Raw genomic sequence first — 23,133 nt, 5'->3', positions numbered from 1 at the left:
CATGGGAATTATTGAAAGGAAAGACCTGGATGAGATGTATAAAAATCTGAAGGAAACAGAATCCATTATTTTTGATCTCAGAAATTATCCAAAACAGACGATCTTACCTTTAAGCAAATTATTACTTCCAGAAAATACTATTTATTATCAGTTCAATTTTCCTGAAACCCATTATTTGAGCAAATTTTACAGCCGAAAAAATAGCATTGGCCGAAAAAACGATGCTTATTATAAAGGAAATGTGGTGGTTTTGGTTGATGAAAATACCCAAAGCCAAGCCGAAACCACGACTATGATGTTTAAACAACATCCCAAGGCAAAAATTATTGGAAGTAACACTTCCGGAGCCAATGGAGATATCATAAGATTCAACATTGCGGATCTGGAGACGAGTTTTACCGGATTGGGCGCCTATTATCCTGACGGAAGAGAAACCCAGCGAATAGGAATTATCCCTGATATTATTATAAAACCTACCGTAAAAGGCATTAAAGAAGGAAAAGACGAAGTTTTGGAAAGAGCTTTGGAATATATAAAAACTCAAGCAAAATGATGATAAAAGCATCTATTGATTTTTCATTAAAAAGCATACTATTTATCACGCAAATGCGTTATCTTCATAGTCGATTATTACAATGAAAACGCATCAAAATTTTTAACTAAGATTTAACTTTTAAAGTCTTTATTTTCGTAGATTTTACGAGCTTTTGGTCGCAATTTTGATATACTAACCCTGAAAAATTAAATTATTATGTCGGAAAAGATATTATGGATAGATGATGAAATAGATTTACTTAGACCTCATATCGTTTTTTTAGAGAAAAAAGGTTACCACGTAACCCCTGTAAATAATGTAAATGAGGCATTAGAATTAATAGATTCGGAAAAATTTGCACTTACTTTAATAGATGAAAATATGCCTGGAATTTCCGGGCTTGAGGCTATTCCTATGATCAAACAAAGAGATAGTTCTCTGAAAATAGTGATGGTTACAAAAAGCGAAGAGGAACATATTATGGAAGAAGCCATTGGTTCACAAATCGCAGATTATATTCTGAAGCCTGTAAATCCTAATCAGATCTTATTGTCATTAAAGAAAAATCTTCAGGAAGACAATCTTGTTGAGCAAAAGACAATTTTACAATATCAGCAGGAATTCAGAAACCTTTCTATGGAACTTTCTTATTTAAGAACGTATCAGGATTGGGCTGAATATTACAAAAAAATCCTTAGTTGGGAAATTAAGTTTGATAAAGTTGCAGATAATGAGTTTGCAGATCTTTTACAGTCTCAAAAAGAAGAAGCCAATATTCAGTTTGCTAAATTTATTGAGAATAACTACGAAGATTGGCTGAATGGAAATGAAAAACCATTAATGAGCCACACCCTTTTCAAAGAAAAAATAAAACCGGAAGTAGAAAAAGAAAAAGTTCTTTTACTGATGGTTGATAACCTTCGTTATGATCAGTGGAAAGTAATTGAACCTTTATTCACTAAATATTACAATAAAGTTTCAGAAGATTATTATTACAGTATTCTTCCGACAGCTACACAGTATGCCAGAAATTCTTTCTTCGCAGGTTTAATGCCTTCTGAGATCGAAAAACGTTTCCCTGAAAAATGGTTCAATGATAATGAAGACGGAAACAAGAACGAATTTGAGCGTGATTTCTTAGAAGATCAAATGAAGAGAATTGGTTTAGGCTCTAAATCAATGAAATATTTAAAAGTTTTGAATGCCGATTTTGAAAGAAAAATTTACGATGATTTCAATCAGCACAAAAACAATGATCTTTTGGTGATCGTTTATAACTTTATTGATATTCTTTCCCACGCAAAAACAGACAATCATATTGTTGACCAATTGATTCGTGATGATAAAACTTTCCGTTCTTTAACATCGAACTGGTTTGAAAATTCATCTTTAATAAAAATCATCAAACTGGCTGCTGAAAGCGGTTACAAATTGGTCATCACAACCGATCACGGAACAGTTTACGTTAAAAAACCCAGTAAAGTTGTGGGTGACAGAGAAACATCTACTAATATCCGTTATAAAACAGGTAAAAGTTTAACCTACGACGACAGGGACGTGTGGGCGATTACAAATCCTGAGAAGTTATTTTTACCAAAAGGAAATTTAAGCTCTAAATATATTTTCGCTAAGAATAATATTTTCCTGGCTTATCCTAAAAATTATAATCACTTTGTGAATTATTATAAAGAAACCTACCAACACGGCGGAATATCATTGGAAGAATGTATTATTCCGATAAGTATTTTAGAACCCAAATAGTTTTTTTCATAGTTTATTTAAGTTTGGGTAATATGGGAAGCGGAAAAAATCAATAGATTTTTTCCGCTTCTTTTTTATATTTTTGAAACATGAGATTAATTACTTACAACGTAAACGGAATCAGAGCTGCTTTTACCAAAGATTTTCTTGGCTGGCTGAAAACTGCTGACCCGGATATCATCTGCATCCAGGAGAGTAAAGCAGGAAACGATCAAATAGACATCGAAAGCCTTGAAAAATTAGGCTATCATAGTTATTGGCATTCTGCCGTGAGAAAAGGTTACAGTGGCGTCGGAATCGCTTCAAAAATAAAACCCAATCATATAGAATATGGCTGCGGTATTGAAAGCTATGATAATGAAGGAAGAATTATCCGCGCAGACTTTGATGGCTTCTCTGCAATTTCTGTATATGTACCATCTGCTTCGAATATTGAAAGGCTTGAATTTAAAATGCAGTTTTGTCATGATTTTTTAGCTTACATTAAAGAATTAAAAAAAACTATTCCTAATCTTATTATTTCGGGAGACTTTAATATCTGTCATGAAGCCATTGATATTCACAATCCTGTTGGCCTAAAAAACACTTCCGGCTTTTTACCAATGGAAAAAGAATGGATGACCAGTTTTATCGAGGAATGTGAATTGATAGACAGTTTCAGGTTTTTTAATAATGAGCCCGACAATTACACTTGGTGGAGTTACAGACAGAATTCCAGAGCCAATAATAAAGGCTGGAGACTGGATTATAACTTTGCATCTTATTCATTAAAAGAAAAGCTTTCCAGAGCCGTTATTTTAAAAGAAGCGGTGCATTCGGATCACTGCCCTGCTTTAGTAGAAATTAATATATAAAAAAATAAAAGCCAGCTTATTCAGCTGGCTTTGCAATTTAATCATAAATGTTAATCGACAATTTCATATTCCACCGGAATCGTACCGCGACCGGCATCTCCGATTTCTTCGAACGCGGCTTTAGACATATCTAAAGCTCTTGATGAATGGAAAGGTCCTCTATCATTAATCTTCACTATTACCTCTTTTCCATTGTTCAGATTGGTTACTTTAATAGTTGTACCAAAAGGAAGCGTTCTATTAGCTGCAGTAAGCTTTGAATTATCAAAGATTTCTCCGCTGGCCGTTTTTCTACCGTTAAATTTATCGTGGTAGTACGATGCATAACTTGTTTTCTTCGCATCTGTGGCATTATTCTTGAAAGAATAAACACCAAAGGTTGAAATCATCATTATGATTACGAGAATGAATCTTTTCATCATCTTGAAATTTTATTGGTTTTGACTCAGCAAATGTATCATGAATATGGTAAAGTCCACAGTCGAAATGTTAAAAAACGTTAACGAAAACCCAATTCTATCCCAACGACCTCTGTAACTCCCTATTAACAGGCTTATTAGAGCACATTGTTAAAAAGTGTTAAAAATAGAGTTAAAAAGTTAACAAAATTAACTAATCAAGGCATAATTTAAAAAAGAAAAAATTAAAAGTCACTGAAAATCAATATTTTAAAATTTTTAGCAAGTTTTAATAAATCTATTAAAAAAATCAATAAAAATATCTTCTCATTTTTCATTTAGAATGCAGAAATCTTTTCATTAAAATATTCTACATAATAACGAAAAGTTTTTCTATAAAGAAAAAACTTAACATATTATCTACATTTAACTTTATGTAATAATATAAAGCTTTAAATAATTAATTGAAAACAAAAAAACCAATGAGATAACTCATTGGTTTTATATTTAGAATATAGATATACCTTATTTAGTATATTCTACAACATAATCATATGTTCCGGCAGGATAAACTACAGACATACTAGGAGAACCTGTAATAAGGTTACCGTTAGTAATATCATAAGAATAAACTCCGTTAGCAAAAACACTTCCTGTACCAGCTTTGAAAACTGTTACTCTGTAAATACCAGCCGTTCCACTAGCAGGAACTGTAATAGCTCCATCAAGATAAGATGTAGGTGCAGTAGAAGTACCACTTGCTACAAATCTTCCTTTTTTAGCGTAAACAGGATTGTTATTTACTAATGTATTAGTAGCAACTTCTGTAGTGCTTACATTGAACTTTGGACTAGATCCAACTGGTACCCATCTACCCGCAGTAACAGATCCGTTAACAGCGCCATTTGGATTAGAGAAGTAATAGAACCCAGCCGTCAAACCAGTAGTTTGAGTGGTCAATAAAGGATCTGCAGTAGATCCTGAAGTAGCAGTATTATAGACTAACATTCCATCAAAATAAGAAGGGAATGTAATACCATCAGCAGCTGTTGTATCAAATCTGAAAAGTGTCAAATCTGTATCAGGATAAACTAAACCTTTTCCTATACTGTTTGATGAAGATGCAGATGTATTAAAGTTTGTACTGGCATCTAAAAATGCATTTGAATCAGCAACATTATTTTGAATAACTTGATTTGAGTTTACTTGAGCTGAAATCTTTGTTAATGATAAAGATGTTAGCAGAACTATATAAATACTAAATTTTTTCATTTTTTATGTTTTTATTAATTAAACGAAATAGCCACCCACGCAGTACCATCACTGATAAAAGCCTTAGATCTGTTTTGAGCTAAACTACCTGATAGAAGAGTATTGCCTCCTTCAGATTGAACAACTACAGTTCCTGCTGCAGTATTATTATTAGCCACATAAATCATTCTACCAACGTTACCTGCCGCATTCGGTAGATTGATATTGAAACCACCACCAGCTTTTGTAATGATAAAGAAATCACTTGCAAGTGCAGTATAAGCAGCAGTTGTTGACAAAATCGTAACATTACCTCTAGTACCTTCATACCTTTGAGCAGGTGCGGCAGCTCCACCACCTACAGCAACCCAAACAGAATTTGGTGCATCATAATAATAGAATCCAGTCGCAGTTACATTCACTGTTTTTCCAGTTCCTGCACCATCTATAGCATTAACAAATACAAGAGCACCATTTTGGTTGGTTGCTAAAGTTCCATTGCCATAAGCAGCATTTTTAGCTTCCAATTCAGCTCTTGACATACGAGGGACTAAAAGCGCATCAGGTCTAGCGGGATCTGTGCTAGCTGTAACATCTAAAGTAGCGGCAGGTGTAGTTGTGTTGATACCTACACGCCCCTGTTGAGCTTTAGTAAGCGCTGTCATGCATGCAAGTACAGTCGCTGTTAATAAAATTTTTTTCATAAGTTTTTAAAGATTTTAAATTACATTTTTCATCAATGATATTTATTCAAAATGGGACAACTCAGCCCAGTTTGTGCCTTAACAAATAGAAACCGAAACAAATTATAAGGATTATATCCTCAAAAACTGTTTCATTTTCGACTTAGTTTTAAATATCTAACGTTCAGTAAATAGCATTATAAAAATCTATTCATACCGCAAAGTTAATACTTTATTATTTAACTGCAATACTCTGATATAAAAAGTTTTGAAAATTCATTTCAACAAAACTCAAATAACACTGAAAATCAACTGGTTACCTAAAGTACTAAAATATGATAAAATATGTTAATTTTTATTAATACTTAATATAAATTTATATATACTGTATTATTAATGAAATATATATTTAGAATTCACTAATAAATGAGATATTTTAAACTAACTCTCCATACAAATCGAATTCCTCAGCAGAAGTAATCTTAACTTCAGCAAATTCGCCAATTGAGATATAAGTACTGTCTGCAGAAACCAACACAGTATTGTCTACATCAGGAGAATCATATTCTGTTCTTCCAATAAAATAGTTGCCTTCTTTTCTATCAAATACACATTTGAAAATTTTTCCAATTTTTTCCTGATTCTTTTCCCAAGAAATTTGCGACTGCAATTCCATGATCTCTTCTACCCTCGCTTCTTTTACCTCCTGAGGAATATCATCCTCCAAAACATAAGCTGTAGTATTTTCTTCATGAGAATAAGTAAAACAACCCAATCTGTCAAATTTTTGTTCTCTTACCCACTCCTTCATTTCCTGAAATCTTTCTTCGGTTTCTCCGGGATATCCAACGATTAAAGTTGTTCTAATTGCCATATCAGGAACTTTCTCTCTGAATTTTGCAAGAAGTGCATCCGTTTTTTCGTGAGTAGTACCTCTCTTCATCGATTTCAATAAATCTGAATTGATGTGTTGAAGCGGAATGTCTATATAATTACAAACCTTAGGTTCTTCTCTGATAATATCTAAAACATCTTCAGGAAAACCACTTGGGAAAGCATAATGAAGACGAATCCATTCTACTCCTTCTACTTTTACAAGTTCTTTTAATAAATCTCCAAGTGCACGCTTTTTATAGATATCTAAACCGTAATAGGTAAGATCCTGGGCTATTAGAATTAATTCTTTAGTTCCTTTTTTTGCCAGTTTCTGAGTCTCGGAAACTAATTTCTCAATCGGCGTAGAAGTGTGGCCACCACGCATTAAAGGAATTGCGCAAAAAGAACATGGTCTGTCGCAACCTTCAGATATTTTTAAATAAGCATAATGTCTTGGAGTAGTTGTTAATCGCTCTCCAACAAGCTCATGCTTATAATCTGCGCCTAAATGTTTCAATAAAACAGGAAGATCTCTGGTTCCAAAGTACTGGTCTACATCAGGGATTTCCTTGATCAAATCCGGCTTATATCTTTCAGAAAGACAACCTGTTACAAAAACTTTTTCAACTTCACCTCTGTTTTTAGCCTCTACATACTCCAGAATCGTATTAATAGATTCTTCCTTGGCATTATCAATAAATCCGCAGGTATTGATAACAACGATATCACCCTTATCCTCATGCACCACTTCTTTTCCATTGGCTTTCAGCTGGCTCATCAACACTTCAGAGTCATACACATTCTTTGAGCAACCGAGTGTGACGATGTTAATTTTCTTTTTACCTATGGATTTTGTACGCATCTTTTTGATTTTGAGTTTGCAAAGATACGAAATATTGAAGAGTATGAATTAAAAAAAAGAAAACCACTTTAATAAAATGGTTTTCAATATACTATTTAAAAGTTTCTATCTTTAAAGGTTGGAGAATTTTGATCTTTCTCTGAAAGAATCATATCATTTGGACCAACTTTCCAATCGATATTCAGCTCAGGATCATTAAATTTCACGCTTCCCTCCGATTCTTTATTGTAAAAATTATCACATTTATAAGCAAAAACAGCTGTTTCACTTATCACAGAAAACCCGTGTCCGAAGCCTCTTGGTATATATAACTGAAGCTTATTTTCTTCGGTAAGCTCTATTCCGAACCATTTACCAAATGTTGGAGAATCTTCTCTAAGATCAACAGCAACATCCCAAACCTTCCCCTGCAAACATGAAACAAGTTTAGCCTGAGCATGCTCTCCTTTCTGTAGGTGCAATCCTCTTAAAACTCCATAAGAAGACTTTGAAATATTATCCTGAACGAAATGGCCGTTCATAGAAGTAAGTTCTTCAAATTTTTTTTCATTAAATTTCTCAAAGAAATAGCCTCTGTCGTCTTCAAAAATATTAGGCTCTATTATATAACAGTCTTTGAGTGGTGTTTCTTTTATTTTCATAGTGTCAGTATAGTTTAAAAGCTAGCTACAAATTTACTTTATTATTTTGAAAATTGTTTTCAACAAAACTCTTAAATCTTCAGTAAAGGACATCTTTTCTAAATAATTTAAATTCATCTTTACTTTATCTGGAAATATGACTTCAATATTATATAATATTGGATCTTTTTGAGCCCTTAATAAAAATTCTTCGTTACTATATTTTATACTAGCCTCAGAAGTTAATCCTGGTTTTAGTTGTAAGACTTCCCTATTATTTCCTTGAAGTTTATCGTAATACCCTTCAATATCTGGGCGTGGACCTACAAAACTCATTTCTCCTTTAATAATATTAAATAATTGGGGAAGTTCATCAAGCTTAGTTTTTCTCAATAATAAACCTAAATAAGAGCTTTTGTTAGTTTTTCCATTAATTGTTTTAAATTTATAAATTGTAAAAATTTTACCGTACTGGCCTACTCTTTTTTGACAAAAAATACCATTTGACTTTGTATCAATACTAATTACAATAAACAAAATAATGAATAAAGGTACCATCAGAATAATCAAAATGATTGAAAAAATGAAATCAAAAATGATCTTCCAATGTTTATAATGATTCATTGATAATAGAACTAAAGCTTAAAAAAACTTAACGATAACATTAGCAATTCTTTCTCTTTCTTCATCAGAAAGATTAGACCCTGAAGGTAAACATAGCCCATCTTCAAATAATTTTTCGGAAACATTAGTTCCGTAATAAGGTACATCAGCAAAAATTGGTTGCATATGCATAGGTTTCCATAATGGTCTAGATTCTATATTGTCTTCTAAAAATGCTAATCTTAAATCTTCTCTTGTTTTACCGACAATAGTAGGATTAACAATGATCGAAGAAAGCCAATGGTTTGAATAAAAATCAGAATTCGGTTCAGAAAAAACTTCTACTCCTTCAATTTTTTCAAAGATACTCACATAAAAATCATGCATTGCTCTTCTTGCATCTACACGATCTTGTAACACTTCCATTTGTCCTCTACCAATACCTGCTACAATATTACTCATTCTGTAATTGAAACCAATATGTGAGTGTTGATAATGAGGAGCATTGTCTCTGGCTTGAGTAGACAAAAATACCGTTTTATCTTTATCTTCTTTTGTATGACAAACTAATGCACCTCCACCAGAGGTTGTGATAATCTTATTTCCGTTAAAACTTAAAATCCCAAAACGCCCAAAAGTACCACAAGACTGACCTTTATATTTTGAACCTAAAGCTTCTGCAGCATCTTCAATGAGATCAATTTCATATTCATTAGCAATAGAAACTATTTCGTTCATTTTTGCAGGCATTCCATACAGATGAACTACAATAATAGCTTTTGGTTTTTTACCATTTTTAATTCTATCTTCAATAGCTTCTTTTAAAGCTTTCGGACACATATTCCATGTATCTGATTCACTATCAATAAACACAGGAGTTGCTCCGCAATATGAAATCGGATTTGCAGAAGCAGAGAACGTCATTGACTGGCATATAACCTCATCACCATGCTCAACTCCACATTCTATTAAAGCTAAATGAATAGCCGCTGTCCCCGCAGATAAAACCGCAACATTTACATCTTTACTTAAAAAAAGTTCTAAATCTTTTTCGAACCCATCTACATTAGGCCCCAATGGAGCTACCCAATTTTCTTTGAAAGCTTCATTTATATATTTTAATTCGTTGCCTCCCATGTGAGGAGAGGATAACCATATTTTCTCAGACATTATAGTGATTTTTACTTAGTTATATATTGTTGATTATTAACTTATAAAATTGATTAATTCTTTAAGATTATCTATTATAAAATGAGGTTTGTGTTCTAAAGATTCATCAAAATTTTGCTGATGAATATTTCTTCCTTTATCTTTTAGCGCTATCGTTTGCCACCCCAAATAATTTGGGGTGATAAAATCTTTCTTTGGATTGTCACCTATATAAAAATAGTCTACATTAGTATCCATCATAAATACTTTATAATTATTTTCATTCGGCTTGGTGCTTCCAAATTCTTCAGAAATAATAATTTCATCAAAAAGAGATTCTATATTTAAAGCTTTAAGCTTATTTCGCTGTGTTATTGATCTACCATCTGTTATCAATCCTAACTTATAATCTCGTTTTTTTATATACTCTAAAACATAATTAACATCCTCATTTACTTCAAGAAGCGGATAATGATTTCTGTAGATATCTAAAAGTTCATGCTTACTAACCGCATATTCGGACTCTAAAAAACTAAAAGTATCTTGTTTGTCTTTATAAGAGGTAATCATTTTTTCAAATAACTGCCCCGAATTATTTTCATCCAATATACTAGCAATTCTTAAGTAAGCAGATTCCAGATAGTCTATTTCATACATTAAAGTGTCGTCAAGATCAAAAATAATATATTTATTCTTCATAATTATGAACTAAAACTTCATCGTCATATCTTAACATTAATAAATTATCTTCCCAATCTTCAAAATAAGGAATTTCTTCATTAAATAAATATTCTTTTATGATCCACTCAGGATAGTTTGCTCCTGCTAAATAACTTAGCGGATATCCACCTCCGAATCTTGAATTTATCTCAATAGCAATAATTCTTTTTTCTATTGGATGAAAGAAAAACTGCATTGTAAGACATCCTACAGCTCCTTCTATTTTGGATAAATTACTTTTAACATAATTTACTATTTCGTTTTTGGAAGTTACTCCTTTATTAACTTCACCGGCTCTTATAAATATACGTTTTCGAGGAACTATACATTTTAATTCACCATTTTTATCATAATAGGTATCTACTGTATATTCGTCATAAACATCATGATCAATATACTCCATAAACATAAGTTTAGGATTCTGAAAATGATATTCTGTTAATTCTGAAAAATCTCTTATTAGGAATGTATCTTTACTTAATGACCCGTCATAAGGTTTAATGAACAAAGGAAAAGTAACATTTTTTTTATCAACTTCTTGAGGAATATCTATGTTGTTTTCTTTAAAAAACTCATTAATGATTCTCTTATCTCTACATTTTTTAATAAAATCCTCCGAAGAGATAATTGGGGTTATACCATTTTGCAAAAGAAGTTCTCTGTTTTCAGCTAAAACAATAAGTTCGGTATCAATTGTTGGAATAATAATCTTTATTTCCCAGTTTTTACAAATTTCTAATAATTTGGAAATATAATCTGCATCTGTAACTCTGCAAATTTCTTTAGATCCATCTGAAACATGACAAGCAGGCGCCAGCATTGGATTTAAATCTACTGTAAAAACCTTTCCTGTTTTATCTACTTTTCTAATTTCTTTCTGAAAAGCACGAACTAAAGAAACTCTCTGCCCTGCAGATGTTATAAGTATATTATTCATTTCCTTCTTTTGTAAACATTTCCATTGTTGCTTGCCCTTCCTGTGCTATGCCTTCTCTTATAAAAACTTTTTTTATCGTAAGGAAAAAGATTTTCACATCTAATAAAAAAGAGAGGTTATCCACATACCAAACATCAAATTCAAACTTTTTTTTCCATGAAATAGCATTTCTTCCATTTACCTGTGCCCAACCGGTTATGCCAGGTTTCACTTCATGTCTTCTTCCTTGAAAAGCATTATATATTGGCAAATATTGAACCAAAAGAGGTCTTGGTCCTATAAATGACATATTTCCTTTTAGTACATTAATAAGTTGTGGAATTTCATCCAAAGATGTTTTTCTAACGAATGAACCAACAGATGTAAGTCTTTCAGCATCTGATAAAAGATTTCCGTCTGTCCCTTTTTTATCATTCATTGTCTTGAATTTTATTATTTCGAAGATTTTACCATTTTTTCCAGGTCTTTTCTGAAAGAAAAAAGGTTTACCATCGTTCGCAAAAAATAGGCAGATTGTAATGACCAAAAAGATTGGGCTTAAGACAATTAATCCTACTGCAGCGAAAATAACATCCAAAATCGGTTTAAAAATAGATTGATACATTTTCATTTATCCTATTTTATATTAATAATCTTTTGGTAAGAATCTTCCACTTTAAAATCATTTACTAGGAAATCCCAACTTTTCTGTCTCATTTCTTCAAACTTTTCAGGAGCCATTTCTATCAATGAATTAATAGCTTCTGTCATTTGATGTATGTCATCAGAATAAACGGCAATTCCGCAACCATTGTTTACAATATCTGTACCTATATCCGTATTATTATCTGTAGCTGCAATTATAGGCATTTTAAATTCAAGATATGAAAGTAATCTGGATGGATAATTCGGAATTGTAAAATCTTTATGCAAAAATATGAGTCCGACATCACAAACTCTTATCAGTAAATCAAAATCACTTTTCGGCAAAGCAGATAGTAAAATAGTATTCTGAGGATTATTGATGCTAACCCAACTTTCAATTTTATTATATTCTGTACCTGAACCTACGATGATAAAAAATAATCTTTCATCATTTTTCTTTGCATCCAAAGTTTGCAAAAGAAAATCAATTCCTTGAGGTTTTCCAAGACTTCCTCCGTAAATAAATATTTTTCTATTGTCAGGAATTTTATATTTAGTCTTAATTTTCACCTTATCTTCATTTGAAACATCATTAAATAGCTGTATTTCAATTGAATTAGGATTAATTTCAACTTTATTATTTGGAATGTATGGATTATGATTTAAAACGTAATCAGCGTTTGCTTTAGACATACATCCTATCTTGTCGGAAATATTATATAAATCTTTTTCTTTATTTCTAAAATAGCGATATATGATACCTTTTTTAGAAATAAACTTCATATCTACAGCATTTTGAGGGAAAATATCCTTCAATAGTAAATACGTTTTAACATTATCTCTTTCCTTAAAATATTTTATAAGATTGGTAAATGTAATAGGAGGTGTAGAATAAAGTATTAAATCAAACTTCACATCAAAAAATCTCTTTTTAATAGCTCTTAGAAACAGTTTTTCTATGGATATTGTTGATAATCCTTTTTCTATAAAATTAGTTTTCTGAATATTAAGTGTTCTTACATTTAAAAACTTTGTATTGCCTTCTGTTTTTATTGTACTTTTTTGTTTTTCACGCCTTTCTGTAGGAGAAACGATATATAGATGATGCTCGTGATTAGAAAATTCACGCATCAAATCATGATAAATACTGCGTTGCTGCAGTGTTTCAATTTTAACTAAGGTAAGGAATAATACATTCATATTTATTTCTTACTCCAAACTACTCTATTAATATAATCTGTGTAACTTAAAATGATTCTTACCACTTTTTCAGAAACATTTGGCATAGAATAATCGGCTACAGGTCTGTAGTTTCTTTCTTTTCCTACTTTTTGCTGTTGAAGTTGCGTCAATCCCTGTAAAATTCTTTCCGGTGACAGTCCTACCATCATTACAGATGCTTCTTCCATTGCTTCAGGTCTTTCATGAGCATCTCTGATATTAAGAGCTCTGAAATTCAAAATAGATGATTCTTCAGAAATCGTTCCAGAATCAGATAAAACAGCATAGCTTCTCATTTGAAGAGCGTTATAATCATGGAAACCAAGTGGTTTTAAAAACTGAATTTCCGGTCTCATTTCTATCTGTTTCATATCAATCATATTTCTTGTTCTAGGATGAGTAGAAACAATAATAGGATATCCAAATTTTTCAGCAATAGCATTAAGGCTTTCCATTAAGCCATTAAAATTCTTTTCAGAATTAATATTTTCTTCTCTATGTGAAGAAACTACAAAATATTTTCCTTCTTCCAAGTTCAATCTGCTTAAAACATCAGAACTCTCAATTTGAGGTAAGTAATGATTTAAAACCTCAAACATAGGAGAACCCGTTTTAATAATCCTGTCTGCAGGAAGTCCTTCTCGCAATAGATATTCACGGGCAATATCAGAATATGTTAAATTAACATCTGACGTATGATCTACAATTTTACGGTTTGTTTCTTCAGGAACGCGCTGGTCAAAACATCTGTTTCCTGCTTCCATGTGGAAAATAGGAATTTGTCTTTTCTTAGCTGGAATTGCACAAAGACAAGAATTTGTATCACCTAAAACCAAAAAAGCATCAGGTTTCAGGTCTTCAAGAAGCGGATCTATTTTAATTAAAATATTTCCTACGGTTTCTGTTGCCGTTTTTCCTGCTGCATCTAAAAAATAATCAGGTTTACGAAGTCCCAAATCTTCAAAGAAAATTTGGTTAAGTTCATAATCGTAATTCTGACCTGTATGTACTATAATATGTTCAACAGCATCAGAGGCATCTAAAGCCGATAATACCCTTGATAATCTAATGATTTCCGGTCGTGTTCCCACAACTGTTACTACTTTTAATTTTTTCATATTTGATATAATAGATGCAAAAATAATGTTTTTTTATAAGATTAAAATATTTAATATTGTTGTAAATATTAATCATTATGAGATTACTTTTTTGTTTATTACTTTTTACAAGTTTTACTTTTGCACAGAAATATAATATAAAAGATTATGGCGCCAATGGAAATGGAAGTTTTGACAATTCTACTGCAATACAGAAAGCAATTGCAGATATTAAAACTAAAAATGGTAAAAAATCTTCCATTCTTTATATTCCTGCAGGTAATTATCTTATATCTCAGCCAATTATTCTAAATAAATATGTTTCCATAGAAGGCGAAGGTACCGGCATATCTGTTATTAAAGTTTCTACAAATAATAGTGAAGGAATTATTTTAGAGGATAATAAAAATGAAAAAGATATATATCAAGGTTATAATACGATTAATAATTTGTCCATTTTAGGACCCGATTTTGATAAAAATCCTTATAGCTGGAAAGATATAAAACAAAATAATCCTAAAAGTGTTGGAATAAAAGTTTTAGGATTAAGAAATAGAATCTCAAATTGTATTATTGACGGTTTTCTATGGAGTGGTATACAAATCGAGGGTAGCTATTACAATTATATCACTCAAAATTTTATTAAAAATAATAGAATTGGAATTACTATTGATAAAAACTCAACCAGCGCTTACATTAATAATAACGAGCTAAGAATTAATTCAATAGGATTACTCATACAAGATAATTCATATGCCAATTTTATTAATAACAACATGATAGAGTCTAATTTGGCTCATTTTCTTGATCCTGATAAAAGCGAAAAAGATCCTGAAATTTTAACAGCAGGAAAAGGAATTGTTATAATTAATTCTTTTAATAATTATGTTGAAAATAATTATTTTGAGCAGCATTTTACCAATATTGTATTAAAAAATGCAAAAGACAATATTTTTAATTCGAATTTTATTGCATTGGGAAATCTAATGCCCGAGTATTCTAAAAACCAAAATATACTAAGATTTGAAGGTAAAATAACCAACAATGTATTTAGTAATAATACAGTTATGGGATCAAATGAAAACATTAATACCAATAAGATGATTTTATCTAATACTGAGGATTATTCAACTAATAAATTAGATTTCGGTAAGGCTAAAAATGATCGAATTAAAATCGAATTAAAAAAGAGTCTTAATAATAAACTACCTCAAATCCCATAAAATTTTATACTTCTACAAAATAGGTATCCGAATCTTCAGGATTAAAGGGCTCATTGATCCAAAAAATAGTATACAGTTCTTCTTCTCCAATATTTTTAATATTATGGGTATACCAAATCGGCATATCTACATAAGTCGGCTCATTACCATCCAGATAGAAGTCTAGAACCTCATCAGAATCAATTTTTCTTAATTGTATTAAAGCTTTACCTTTTATCACAGCAAATCTTTCGATTTTTCTTGTGTGAAAATGATTTCCCCGGGTAATACCTGGAACTGTTGTTGAAAAAGAGCACTGCCCTCCAATACCAAGACGAATAACCTCAACGAAAGCTCCTCTTGGATCTGTATGCTGTGCAAATTTTACAGGATAATGATCTTTAATTTCGAAATAACAACGGAATGTATTGAAGAGATCTAAATCAAATTTTGTTTTTAATTCGGGAATTTCCCCGTTATCAAAATAAAGTTTTTTATAGTATTCGAGCTTGGAAAGGACTTCAGAAACTTTATTCACCGAAGTAAATGGAACTTCATATAAATCTTTTGTTTCCGCTGTTTCTATTTGATTAATAATTTCCTGAACCAATTCTCCGATATAAATAAGCTTCACTTCGCCATCATTATCAATCGTTGGATTTTCTCCATGAGTAAGTTTATGACAAAATGTAGCAATAAATGAATTATAGTTAGGCTTTCCGAAGGCTCCAAAGACATTTGGAATTATCATTCCTGTGAATTTTCCACCTACTTTTTTAGCCCATTCAGCGAAAAGTTCTCTCCCTTCTTTCTTTGATTTCCCATATAGATTATCTTTTTCTTCCTGAGAAGATGAAGAAAACAAAATATGAGCTTTTGATTGTGTCTTTTCTAGAGAAGCAATTAATTTTTCGGCTAAATTTATATTGGTATTATAAATTACTTCAGCATCAGAATGGCGATTCATTGCAGCCAAATGTACAATTACATCACATTTTTTTACAAACTCATCAAGTTTTTCTGAATTTTCAAAAAACTCTTTCTCAAAATAAATTCGTACAAATTTCTCAGGATTTAATCCTAATGTATTATATAAATGCGAACCAACAAAACCGTTTTGCCCTGTAATTCCTATTCTTTTCATTAATTATAATTTTTTAAAATAATCTATTGGAAATCGATAATCATCATCTATTTTTCCAAAAGAGTAATTAACCATTACTAATAGTTTTGATTTACTTTCCATAGCCTGAATGGCTGAAACATAGCCTTTTGGCATATGAAGTACATCTAATTTTTCCGAATAAAGTTGAAACTTTAAAATTTCTGAATCTTCATTCGGATTATCCCAATCATCAATTTTTATAAGCCAGATTATAAAACTTCCAGAAAGTACTGTAAACCAGCGTTTTTCTATTTTATGCCCCGTCCAGCCTCTTATAAATTTCGTGTCATTATTTTCAATGAAGTAAATTCTTTTTATTTCTGAAGCATCAAAAGTATTATTAAAAAAAATAATACCTCTATCATCAGAAAATTTTCCACCATCAATAATTTTAGGACAATCCATATTCTTAATCCGGATATTGCATTATATCTTCTCCTAATACTTCTTTTCTTATTAATGGAAGTTTTAATAACAATTTTTTCATTCCTTCAACACCTTGTTGTTCAGTATTATGAGAATGATAATCTTCTATTTTTGAAACATCTTCTGTACCTTCAGAAAAGTATTGAGCATAATTAAGATCTCTATTGTCAGCAGGAATTCTATAGAAATCTCCCATATCTTCTGCTTTCAACATTTCTTCACGTGTACATAGCGTTTCATATAATTTTTCACCATGTCTTGTGCCAATAACTTTTATAGGATTATCGGCTTTAAACATATCTTTTAATGCCTGTGCAAGATCTCCAATCGTTCCAGCAGGAGCCTTATTCACAAATAAATCTCCAGGATTACCATGTTCAAATGCAAATAGTACTAAATCTACAGCTTCTTCAAGAGACATCAAAAATCTCGTCATGTTAGGATCTGTGATTGTGATTGGATCACCGTTTTTAATTTGCTTTATAAATAATGGGATTACGGATCCTCTTGAAGCCATTACATTTCCATATCTGGTAAGACATACAACTGTTTCTTCAAGGTTTCGAGATGCAGCGACAGCTACTTTTTCCATCATTGCTTTAGAAATTCCCATTGCGTTGATTGGATATGCTGCTTTATCAGTACTTAGACAGATTACTTTTTTAACGTTATTTTTTCCGGCAGCATCAATTACATTCTGTGTTCCTTCAACATTTGTTTTCACGGCTTGCATTGGAAAGAATTCACATGAAGGCACTTGTTTCAATGCGGCTGCATGAAAAACATAGTCTACACCTCTCATTGCCGGCTCAATGCTTTTATAGTCCCTTACATCTCCAATATAAAATTTCAGCTTATCACTCTTAAACTGATTTCTCATATCGTCCTGTTTTTTTTCATCACGGGAAAAAATTCTGATCTCTTTGAAATGATTAGTATTTATAAATTTTCTTAAAACAGCAGTTCCAAATGACCCGGTTCCCCCGGTAATTAAAAGTATTTTATCTTGTATTTGCATAGAGTGTTTTTTTTATTGTTTTTTCAGGATAATTGATCAAAACCGCTTGGTATTTACCCTTAAATACAAAGAGACTTCCTGCAGCTGCACCAATTATTTCAAAATTATTAAAAAGTTTTTTAATGTCTTCCAATGAACCGGCACCCCCAAGTATTGTGAGCGGAATAGATAAGTTTTCACTTACTTTTTCCACCAACTTAATATCATATCCTTTGCCGGTACCATCTAAATCTATATTATTAATTATAATTTCTCCTACACCTCTTTTTTCAAGGTTTTTGAGAAGAGAAAATAAGTCTTGTTCTATGTATTTTTTTCCATTATTTATATATATGTTATAGTTTCCAAATATGTTCTTTTTTACATCTAAAACAGCCACCACACTTTGACTTCCTATATTTCCGGCTATAGATTGAATAATATTTGGTTCACTAAATATTGCACTGCTTATTGCTACTTTTTCAACGCCTAAGTTTAATATTTTTTGTGCCTGATCTGCATTTTTAATCCCTCCTCCATAACAAATCGGCATTCTTGACTGTGAAGCAATACTGTTAATAAGTTTATAATTAGGCTCATAATTTTTTGTACTCGCACTAATGTCAAAAATACATAATTCATCCACTTCTTTTTCATTAAAGATCTTCACTGCGTTAATTGGATCACCTATATAACGTGCATCTTTAAATTTTTTTGTTTTTACAAGGCCTTGCCCGTCCAATAATAAACTGACTATAATTCTGGGTTTTAGCATACTTATTTTAATTCAGCAAAGTTTTTCAAAAAAGTTTCACCGACTTTATGACTTTTTTCTGGATGACATTGAATTCCGAAAACATTTCCGTTTCTTATGATACTTGTAAATTTTTTGCCGTAATCAGTTACTCCATAACAATTTTCTAAATTTTCAGAGTGAAAATAATAAGAATGCAAAAAGTAGAAAAATTCTTTTTTATTCATATTATTAAAAATTGGATGATCAGCAACAGATTCAACTTCGTTCCAGCCCATATGTGGTAATTTGGATCTATGATGAATATTCTCAATATCAATCTTCTTTACCGTTCCATTAATCCAGCCTAATCCCTCAGCTATACCTTCTTCACTAGATTTTGCCATTAATTGCATTCCGACACAAACTCCCAATATATGTTTTTTTTCCTTTAACACCAACTCATCCAGTCTTTCTCTCATTCCTGAATTGTTTAGTTTTTGCATAACGTAATCAAAAGATCCAACGCCCGGAAGAATAATCTTATCAACATCTTCTAAATCATCCACTTGAGATGCAATTTTAACCTGAATGTCAAATTTTTTATAAATGTTTATAAATGCATTTATATTTCCGACACCATAATTAATAATTGTAATCATCTAAAAAGTCTTTTTTCTATTCCTAATAACTGACTAACCTTTATACCAATTCCGATAAGATTTCTTTTTGATTTAAAATCTTTATATGCCCTATTTGGTTGATTAAATATATGTAATAATTCTTTTGCTCCTAATCCTAATTTCTGTGCTACAAAATCAAATTCATTTTTTAGTGTAAGCTCGTCTAGTTCTGGCTTAGAAATTCTCTCTAAAGCTTCTTCACGAGTCATTTGTCCTGTTAATATTAAACTAGAAAAATGAGCTCTTCTTTTATGAAAACCAAATTTTCTAGGCAACCAATAATCTTCAAAAAAACGAGTAAACCTTGATTCATGATGCTTATGTTGAAAAGGTTCCCAATCAAATTTTTCTTTCAGCAACATTTCAGCATCTTTCTTAATATATGGTACATAATTTAATGGATGAAAAACCTTCATTCCTAAAAAGTATTTATAATAAATCTTGTACTTTAAAATATCAATTATTGGAAAACTCTTAAGCTTATTATTTCCAAATTTTTTATAAATATCTTTAATTAAGATGGTATCTATGCCTGGATAAGCACCCCATTCTTCTGGCTCTCTGCAACATTCTGTTGAGTAATTTCCTCCTGTAAGAACATACTTTATATTATTTTTTCTGGCAAATTTATATAAGGCCGAAAAAAAAGCGGTGTCTTGTGGTAAATCCTGATCCGGAATCTGAGCTTTAAGAAAAGCCAATTGCAAATCTATCATTTCCTCCCAGTTGATTACTTCTGTATATAAATCTAATTCTAACTTATTGATCAATTTTTCAATATTACCAACTGCTTTATCCGTATTCCAACCTGCATCAACATGAAAAACGAGAGGCTTTAATTCCATTATTTCTTTCGCAATATATACTGCATAAGAACTATCCAGCCCTCCGCTTATACCAATAATACAATCAAAGTCTTTATTAGATCTATTTTTTTTTATTTTCTTAGCAATTTTTAATAATTGTTCTTCCCCAACACCATAATTCCAATTTGGTAAAATATTATTTACAAAATTTGTATAATAATCACTTTCACCTTTTTCATTGAAAACAATATTTGGATCTGATGTATCCATAATTGTTTTAGAACAAATTCTATATGGTATGTCTATTTTCATCAATATATTTTATGTTATCTTTTTTACAAAAAATTTAAATTTGTTTATTTTAATAAAACCTGAAGTATCTTTTCCTGATAAATACTTCGTCTATATTTCTTCAAAGCCTCATCTTTGTTATGTATTGCCACTTGGCTCAAATTATCTTTATTTGAAATAATTTGTTTCACAGCATTTTTCAAAGATAAAATTGATTTTTTTTCTACCAAAAAACCATTCTCAATATTTTTAAAAATAAATGGTATTCCGCTATGATCTGTTGTTACAACTACACATCCTGAAGCATAACTTTCTAAAATACTTATAGGTTGCCCTTCAAAAGGATAGTATGTGGGTAAACAAAATACATGACTCATGGCGTATATTTTTTTCTTTTCTTCTCCATCCACAAATTCTCCTAAATAATTAAGATTATGATTATCCTTAATCTTTTCAAAAAAATCATTTTTGTTTTCTTTATTATCAAACCCTCCCACAAAATTTATATTTATCTCTTTTTGATCTACTTTCGATAAAGATAAATATGCATCTACTAGCTCGTCATATCCTTTTCCAAAAATCAGGTTGCTTAAATAAAGAATATTTATTGGTTTTATATTATTAAATTTTCTTTTTATTTCATCATCCTCTACAAACAAAAAGTCTTCAGCAAAATTAGGGACTATATGTATTTTTTCTTCTGCTATTGCCTGCATAAATACATTATAATTCATTGAGCCTTCTACAAATACTCCTGCCAATTTTGTCATAAATTTTACATTAAAATGCTTTTGCCAGCCATCTTTAGAGAGTATATTTTTCATACCTTCTCCTCCCAGCATATGAATGTATGTTTTATTAAGATATTTTCTGCATAAAATATAAATTGCAATATCTCTCATATTCCCTAAAAAAGATTCTGCCAGGGATAGATAAATAATATCTTTATCTTTTCTTTCTTTCCAAACAGATAATAAAATTCTAAAAATTTCAAAAAATCTAAATAGACTTGTATTTTTCTGTAGTCGGGATTTACTTAAATTTATTACACTTACCTCATGATCATGTATAAGAGCTTCCAGTAAAACTTTTGAAGCTTTACTTTGTCCGTCCATGGGTGGAGGTATGGGTGCGATAAATAAAATTTTCATAGAGTACTATCCAACATAATTCAGTTACAGCCTTTAACAAGTCTATTTTCTAATTTTGCATCCTTTTTCCAACTATTTGTTCTATTTATACTTATGGTATCTAAATCTCTTACTGTACCGATGTAAAATTTCAGTTGATCATTCTTAAACTGATTTCTTATATCATCTTGTTTGTTCTCATCACGAGAAAAGATACGAATTTCTTTAAAATGATATTTATTTATAAATTTTCTTAAAACGCCGGTTCCAAAAGACCGTATACCTTTAGTAATAAGTAATATTTTATTTTTAATTCGCATAACTTTTTGATTTTTCTGAAAGATATTTAAATGTATTATTATAACAATCTTTCCAAGTATATCTTATTGCTTTATTAAATGTATTTTCTGAATTAATTGTTCTTTTTTCAGGGTTAAGTAAATAATCTTTTAAAGAATTATAAATACTATCTACACTAACAGAATTAAAATAAAATGCGGAATTTTCTAATACTTCTCCCATTGGTTCTTTATCAGAGCTTGCTATCGGTAATCCTGCCGTCATAGCTTCAATTAATATAATTGGCATATTTTCGCAAGTTGAAGCGAATATAAACCCATCAGCATTTATATATACATCGCTTAGCTCATCATAAGGAATTAAACCCCTATAGTTTATTACATTTTCTTTATCTTTTAGTAAAACTTTTTTTAGTTTCTCGAGAGCCTCTACAGTATATCCTCCTACTAGATCCAAAGTTACCGGGTATCCTTCTTGTCTCAATTTTAATATGGCCTCTGCCACATTCCATTGATGCTTATATTCCGTGATAATAGAAACGTATAAAAATTTAAATGGATTATTTTCATTATAAAATTCTATATGCTTTTGTATTTTCGGCTTATTAATAAATGATGCTCTTATTCCATGTGGAATCACAATATTTGCACTAGGATTCAAATTTGCAAAATTTATTATATAATTTTTCGCATAATTAGTAAGGAAAATTATTCCTTTCGATTTTCTAAATGTATAAGACTGTGTAATTTGTAATAATTTAAATTTCAATCTGGAACTCCATTTAGGAAATCTCATATATTCTTCTTTTTCAAACGGAAGCATATTTTGACTCATAGAGACAATATTACTAAAACTTCCTAAAAATGTTCCACCCGGCACAAATAACAAATCACATTTATGATTTTTAATGTCGGAGGACATCAATAATGATTGGTAAAGAAAAGAAATAATAAAAGATTTATTTAACCATTTATTATTAATTTTCAACAGCCAATTATAGTTTGGCAATATATCTAATGTCTTTTGGTTGCTCCATATCACCACTTTGCTAAACCCGTATTGTTGAGGGTTTGCATTAATTAATATTTCTTTTAAGTGAGTAACACCTCCACCTTCCCGTATGTTTGTTGCATCTATGCCTAATATCATTTTTGTATTTTTTATAATATTGAACTTGCTTAAAGTAAAAAAGAAATTTATAGAAAATTT

Annotated in this window: 25 protein-coding genes; 4 read left to right on the top strand and 21 right to left on the bottom strand. The window is 30.7% G+C overall.

The genetic code is table 11. The features are described from left to right. Position 1 precedes the first annotated feature (1 nt). The 3 genes from BT156_RS05675 to BT156_RS05665 all read left to right on the top strand — a co-directional run bounded on the left by BT156_RS05675 (position 2) and on the right by BT156_RS05665 (position 3,150). On the top strand, positions 2-553 hold the full coding sequence (locus tag BT156_RS05675) for a S41 family peptidase (RefSeq protein WP_072408046.1): 552 nt from the start codon (positions 2-4) through the stop codon (positions 551-553). A gap of 198 nt (positions 554-751) precedes the next feature. Then, a complete protein-coding gene (porX, locus tag BT156_RS05670) occupies positions 752-2,296 on the top strand; it encodes a T9SS response regulator signal transducer PorX (RefSeq protein WP_072408044.1) in 1,545 nt (514 codons plus the stop codon). An 89-nt stretch (positions 2,297-2,385) separates the two neighbouring features. Continuing rightward, entirely contained in the window at positions 2,386-3,150 is a 765-nt protein-coding gene (locus BT156_RS05665; protein ID WP_072408042.1) for an exodeoxyribonuclease III, read from the top strand. Between the two features lie 50 nt (positions 3,151-3,200). Here BT156_RS05665 and BT156_RS05660 read toward each other — a convergent pair whose 3' ends face one another. The 12 genes from BT156_RS05660 to wecB all read right to left on the bottom strand — a co-directional run bounded on the left by BT156_RS05660 (position 3,201) and on the right by wecB (position 14,212). Beyond that, positions 3,201-3,572 (bottom strand): septal ring lytic transglycosylase RlpA family protein, encoded by a 372-nt coding sequence (locus tag BT156_RS05660; protein WP_072408040.1) that lies wholly within the window; start codon positions 3,570-3,572, stop codon positions 3,201-3,203. Between the two features lie 501 nt (positions 3,573-4,073). Then, entirely contained in the window at positions 4,074-4,820 is a 747-nt protein-coding gene (locus tag BT156_RS05655) for a hypothetical protein (protein ID WP_072408038.1), read from the bottom strand. 14 nt (positions 4,821-4,834) lie between these two features. Then, positions 4,835-5,464 (bottom strand): hypothetical protein, encoded by a 630-nt coding sequence (locus tag BT156_RS05650; protein WP_139255419.1) that lies wholly within the window; start codon positions 5,462-5,464, stop codon positions 4,835-4,837. Between the two features lie 454 nt (positions 5,465-5,918). After that, entirely contained in the window at positions 5,919-7,220 is a 1,302-nt protein-coding gene (gene rimO, locus BT156_RS05645) for a 30S ribosomal protein S12 methylthiotransferase RimO (RefSeq protein ID WP_072408036.1), read from the bottom strand. A 95-nt stretch (positions 7,221-7,315) separates the two neighbouring features. Continuing rightward, a complete protein-coding gene (rfbC, locus tag BT156_RS05640; RefSeq protein WP_072408034.1) occupies positions 7,316-7,861 on the bottom strand; it encodes a dTDP-4-dehydrorhamnose 3,5-epimerase in 546 nt (181 codons plus the stop codon). 33 nt (positions 7,862-7,894) lie between these two features. After that, positions 7,895-8,464 carry a sugar transferase gene (locus BT156_RS05635; protein WP_072408032.1) on the bottom strand — a complete coding sequence of 190 codons (570 nt, stop codon included), beginning with the start codon at positions 8,462-8,464 and terminating at the stop codon, positions 7,895-7,897. A gap of 18 nt (positions 8,465-8,482) precedes the next feature. Further along, complete coding sequence (locus tag BT156_RS05630; RefSeq protein WP_072408030.1) at positions 8,483-9,613, bottom strand: aminotransferase class I/II-fold pyridoxal phosphate-dependent enzyme; 1,131 nt, start codon at positions 9,611-9,613, stop codon at positions 8,483-8,485. A 36-nt stretch (positions 9,614-9,649) separates the two neighbouring features. Beyond that, on the bottom strand, positions 9,650-10,291 hold the full coding sequence (locus tag BT156_RS05625) for an HAD family hydrolase (RefSeq protein ID WP_072408028.1): 642 nt from the start codon (positions 10,289-10,291) through the stop codon (positions 9,650-9,652). Then, the gene (locus tag BT156_RS05620) at positions 10,281-11,249 is read right to left on the bottom strand and encodes an ATP-grasp domain-containing protein (RefSeq protein WP_072408026.1); all 969 of its coding nucleotides are present in this window, start codon (positions 11,247-11,249) and stop codon (positions 10,281-10,283) included. The genes BT156_RS05625 and BT156_RS05620 overlap by 11 nt, the downstream gene beginning before the upstream one ends. After that, positions 11,242-11,853, bottom strand: coding sequence for a sugar transferase (locus tag BT156_RS05615; RefSeq protein ID WP_072408402.1), 612 nt, complete (start codon positions 11,851-11,853; stop codon positions 11,242-11,244). The genes BT156_RS05620 and BT156_RS05615 overlap by 8 nt, the downstream gene beginning before the upstream one ends. 11 nt (positions 11,854-11,864) lie before the next feature. Further along, positions 11,865-13,073: a glycosyltransferase family 4 protein gene (locus BT156_RS05610; RefSeq protein ID WP_072408024.1), complete on the bottom strand. Its 1,209-nt coding sequence runs from the start codon at positions 13,071-13,073 to the stop codon at positions 11,865-11,867. 2 nt (positions 13,074-13,075) lie between these two features. Further along, positions 13,076-14,212 carry a non-hydrolyzing UDP-N-acetylglucosamine 2-epimerase gene (gene wecB, locus BT156_RS05605; protein ID WP_072408022.1) on the bottom strand — a complete coding sequence of 379 codons (1,137 nt, stop codon included), beginning with the start codon at positions 14,210-14,212 and terminating at the stop codon, positions 13,076-13,078. A 77-nt stretch (positions 14,213-14,289) separates the two neighbouring features. Here wecB and BT156_RS05600 point away from each other — a divergent pair, with 77 nt between their 5' ends. Next, entirely contained in the window at positions 14,290-15,414 is a 1,125-nt protein-coding gene (locus tag BT156_RS05600; protein WP_072408020.1) for a glycosyl hydrolase family 28-related protein, read from the top strand. A gap of 4 nt (positions 15,415-15,418) precedes the next feature. Here BT156_RS05600 and BT156_RS05595 read toward each other — a convergent pair whose 3' ends face one another. The 9 genes from BT156_RS05595 to BT156_RS05555 are packed head-to-tail and all read right to left on the bottom strand — an operon-like array spanning position 15,419 to position 23,073. Continuing rightward, positions 15,419-16,537, bottom strand: a complete 1,119-nt coding sequence (locus tag BT156_RS05595) for a polysaccharide biosynthesis C-terminal domain-containing protein (RefSeq protein ID WP_072408018.1) — start codon at positions 16,535-16,537, stop codon at positions 15,419-15,421. Positions 16,538-16,540: 3 nt separating this feature from the next. Next, positions 16,541-16,963, bottom strand: a complete 423-nt coding sequence (locus tag BT156_RS05590; protein WP_072408016.1) for a WxcM-like domain-containing protein — start codon at positions 16,961-16,963, stop codon at positions 16,541-16,543. 4 nt (positions 16,964-16,967) lie between these two features. Then, positions 16,968-18,002 (bottom strand): polysaccharide biosynthesis protein, encoded by a 1,035-nt coding sequence (locus BT156_RS05585; protein ID WP_072408014.1) that lies wholly within the window; start codon positions 18,000-18,002, stop codon positions 16,968-16,970. Further along, complete coding sequence (locus tag BT156_RS05580; RefSeq protein ID WP_072408012.1) at positions 17,986-18,756, bottom strand: AglZ/HisF2 family acetamidino modification protein; 771 nt, start codon at positions 18,754-18,756, stop codon at positions 17,986-17,988. Before BT156_RS05580 ends, BT156_RS05585 begins: the two co-directional genes overlap by 17 nt. A gap of 2 nt (positions 18,757-18,758) precedes the next feature. Next, entirely contained in the window at positions 18,759-19,376 is a 618-nt protein-coding gene (hisH, locus tag BT156_RS05575) for an imidazole glycerol phosphate synthase subunit HisH (protein WP_072408010.1), read from the bottom strand. Further along, positions 19,373-20,515, bottom strand: coding sequence for an N-acetyl sugar amidotransferase (locus tag BT156_RS05570; protein ID WP_072408008.1), 1,143 nt, complete (start codon positions 20,513-20,515; stop codon positions 19,373-19,375). Before BT156_RS05570 ends, hisH begins: the two co-directional genes overlap by 4 nt. A 44-nt stretch (positions 20,516-20,559) precedes the next feature. Then, complete coding sequence (locus BT156_RS05565; RefSeq protein ID WP_072408006.1) at positions 20,560-21,609, bottom strand: glycosyltransferase family 4 protein; 1,050 nt, start codon at positions 21,607-21,609, stop codon at positions 20,560-20,562. Between the two features lie 56 nt (positions 21,610-21,665). Next, positions 21,666-21,944 (bottom strand): polysaccharide biosynthesis protein, encoded by a 279-nt coding sequence (locus tag BT156_RS05560; protein ID WP_072408004.1) that lies wholly within the window; start codon positions 21,942-21,944, stop codon positions 21,666-21,668. After that, positions 21,934-23,073: a glycosyltransferase family 4 protein gene (locus BT156_RS05555; protein WP_072408002.1), complete on the bottom strand. Its 1,140-nt coding sequence runs from the start codon at positions 23,071-23,073 to the stop codon at positions 21,934-21,936. Before BT156_RS05555 ends, BT156_RS05560 begins: the two co-directional genes overlap by 11 nt. Positions 23,074-23,133: the final 60 nt, after the last annotated feature.

It is taken from the genome of Chryseobacterium limigenitum (genome assembly GCF_900114875.1).
Taxonomy (GTDB): Bacteria; Bacteroidota; Bacteroidia; order Flavobacteriales; family Weeksellaceae; genus Chryseobacterium; species Chryseobacterium limigenitum.
Note: the sequence above shows the minus strand (reverse complement) of the source record. Positions and strands in the feature narration are given on the sequence as shown.

Coding starts and splice junctions, on each gene's coding strand:
- BT156_RS05675 (WP_072408046.1), top strand. CDS start 2: ATGGGAATTATTGAAAGGAAAGACCTGGATGAGATGTATAAAAATCTG.
- porX (WP_072408044.1), top strand. CDS start 752: ATGTCGGAAAAGATATTATGGATAGATGATGAAATAGATTTACTTAGA.
- BT156_RS05665 (WP_072408042.1), top strand. CDS start 2,386: ATGAGATTAATTACTTACAACGTAAACGGAATCAGAGCTGCTTTTACC.
- BT156_RS05660 (WP_072408040.1), bottom strand. CDS start 3,572: ATGATGAAAAGATTCATTCTCGTAATCATAATGATGATTTCAACCTTT.
- BT156_RS05655 (WP_072408038.1), bottom strand. CDS start 4,820: ATGAAAAAATTTAGTATTTATATAGTTCTGCTAACATCTTTATCATTA.
- BT156_RS05650 (WP_139255419.1), bottom strand. CDS start 5,464: ATGACAGCGCTTACTAAAGCTCAACAGGGGCGTGTAGGTATCAACACA.
- rimO (WP_072408036.1), bottom strand. CDS start 7,220: ATGCGTACAAAATCCATAGGTAAAAAGAAAATTAACATCGTCACACTC.
- rfbC (WP_072408034.1), bottom strand. CDS start 7,861: ATGAAAATAAAAGAAACACCACTCAAAGACTGTTATATAATAGAGCCT.
- BT156_RS05635 (WP_072408032.1), bottom strand. CDS start 8,464: ATGAATCATTATAAACATTGGAAGATCATTTTTGATTTCATTTTTTCA.
- BT156_RS05630 (WP_072408030.1), bottom strand. CDS start 9,613: ATGTCTGAGAAAATATGGTTATCCTCTCCTCACATGGGAGGCAACGAA.
- BT156_RS05625 (WP_072408028.1), bottom strand. CDS start 10,291: ATGAAGAATAAATATATTATTTTTGATCTTGACGACACTTTAATGTAT.
- BT156_RS05620 (WP_072408026.1), bottom strand. CDS start 11,249: ATGAATAATATACTTATAACATCTGCAGGGCAGAGAGTTTCTTTAGTT.
- BT156_RS05615 (WP_072408402.1), bottom strand. CDS start 11,853: ATGTATCAATCTATTTTTAAACCGATTTTGGATGTTATTTTCGCTGCA.
- BT156_RS05610 (WP_072408024.1), bottom strand. CDS start 13,073: ATGAATGTATTATTCCTTACCTTAGTTAAAATTGAAACACTGCAGCAA.
- wecB (WP_072408022.1), bottom strand. CDS start 14,212: ATGAAAAAATTAAAAGTAGTAACAGTTGTGGGAACACGACCGGAAATC.
- BT156_RS05600 (WP_072408020.1), top strand. CDS start 14,290: ATGAGATTACTTTTTTGTTTATTACTTTTTACAAGTTTTACTTTTGCA.
- BT156_RS05595 (WP_072408018.1), bottom strand. CDS start 16,537: ATGAAAAGAATAGGAATTACAGGGCAAAACGGTTTTGTTGGTTCGCAT.
- BT156_RS05590 (WP_072408016.1), bottom strand. CDS start 16,963: ATGGATTGTCCTAAAATTATTGATGGTGGAAAATTTTCTGATGATAGA.
- BT156_RS05585 (WP_072408014.1), bottom strand. CDS start 18,002: ATGCAAATACAAGATAAAATACTTTTAATTACCGGGGGAACCGGGTCA.
- BT156_RS05580 (WP_072408012.1), bottom strand. CDS start 18,756: ATGCTAAAACCCAGAATTATAGTCAGTTTATTATTGGACGGGCAAGGC.
- hisH (WP_072408010.1), bottom strand. CDS start 19,376: ATGATTACAATTATTAATTATGGTGTCGGAAATATAAATGCATTTATA.
- BT156_RS05570 (WP_072408008.1), bottom strand. CDS start 20,515: ATGAAAATAGACATACCATATAGAATTTGTTCTAAAACAATTATGGAT.
- BT156_RS05565 (WP_072408006.1), bottom strand. CDS start 21,609: ATGGACGGACAAAGTAAAGCTTCAAAAGTTTTACTGGAAGCTCTTATA.
- BT156_RS05560 (WP_072408004.1), bottom strand. CDS start 21,944: ATGCGAATTAAAAATAAAATATTACTTATTACTAAAGGTATACGGTCT.
- BT156_RS05555 (WP_072408002.1), bottom strand. CDS start 23,073: ATGATATTAGGCATAGATGCAACAAACATACGGGAAGGTGGAGGTGTT.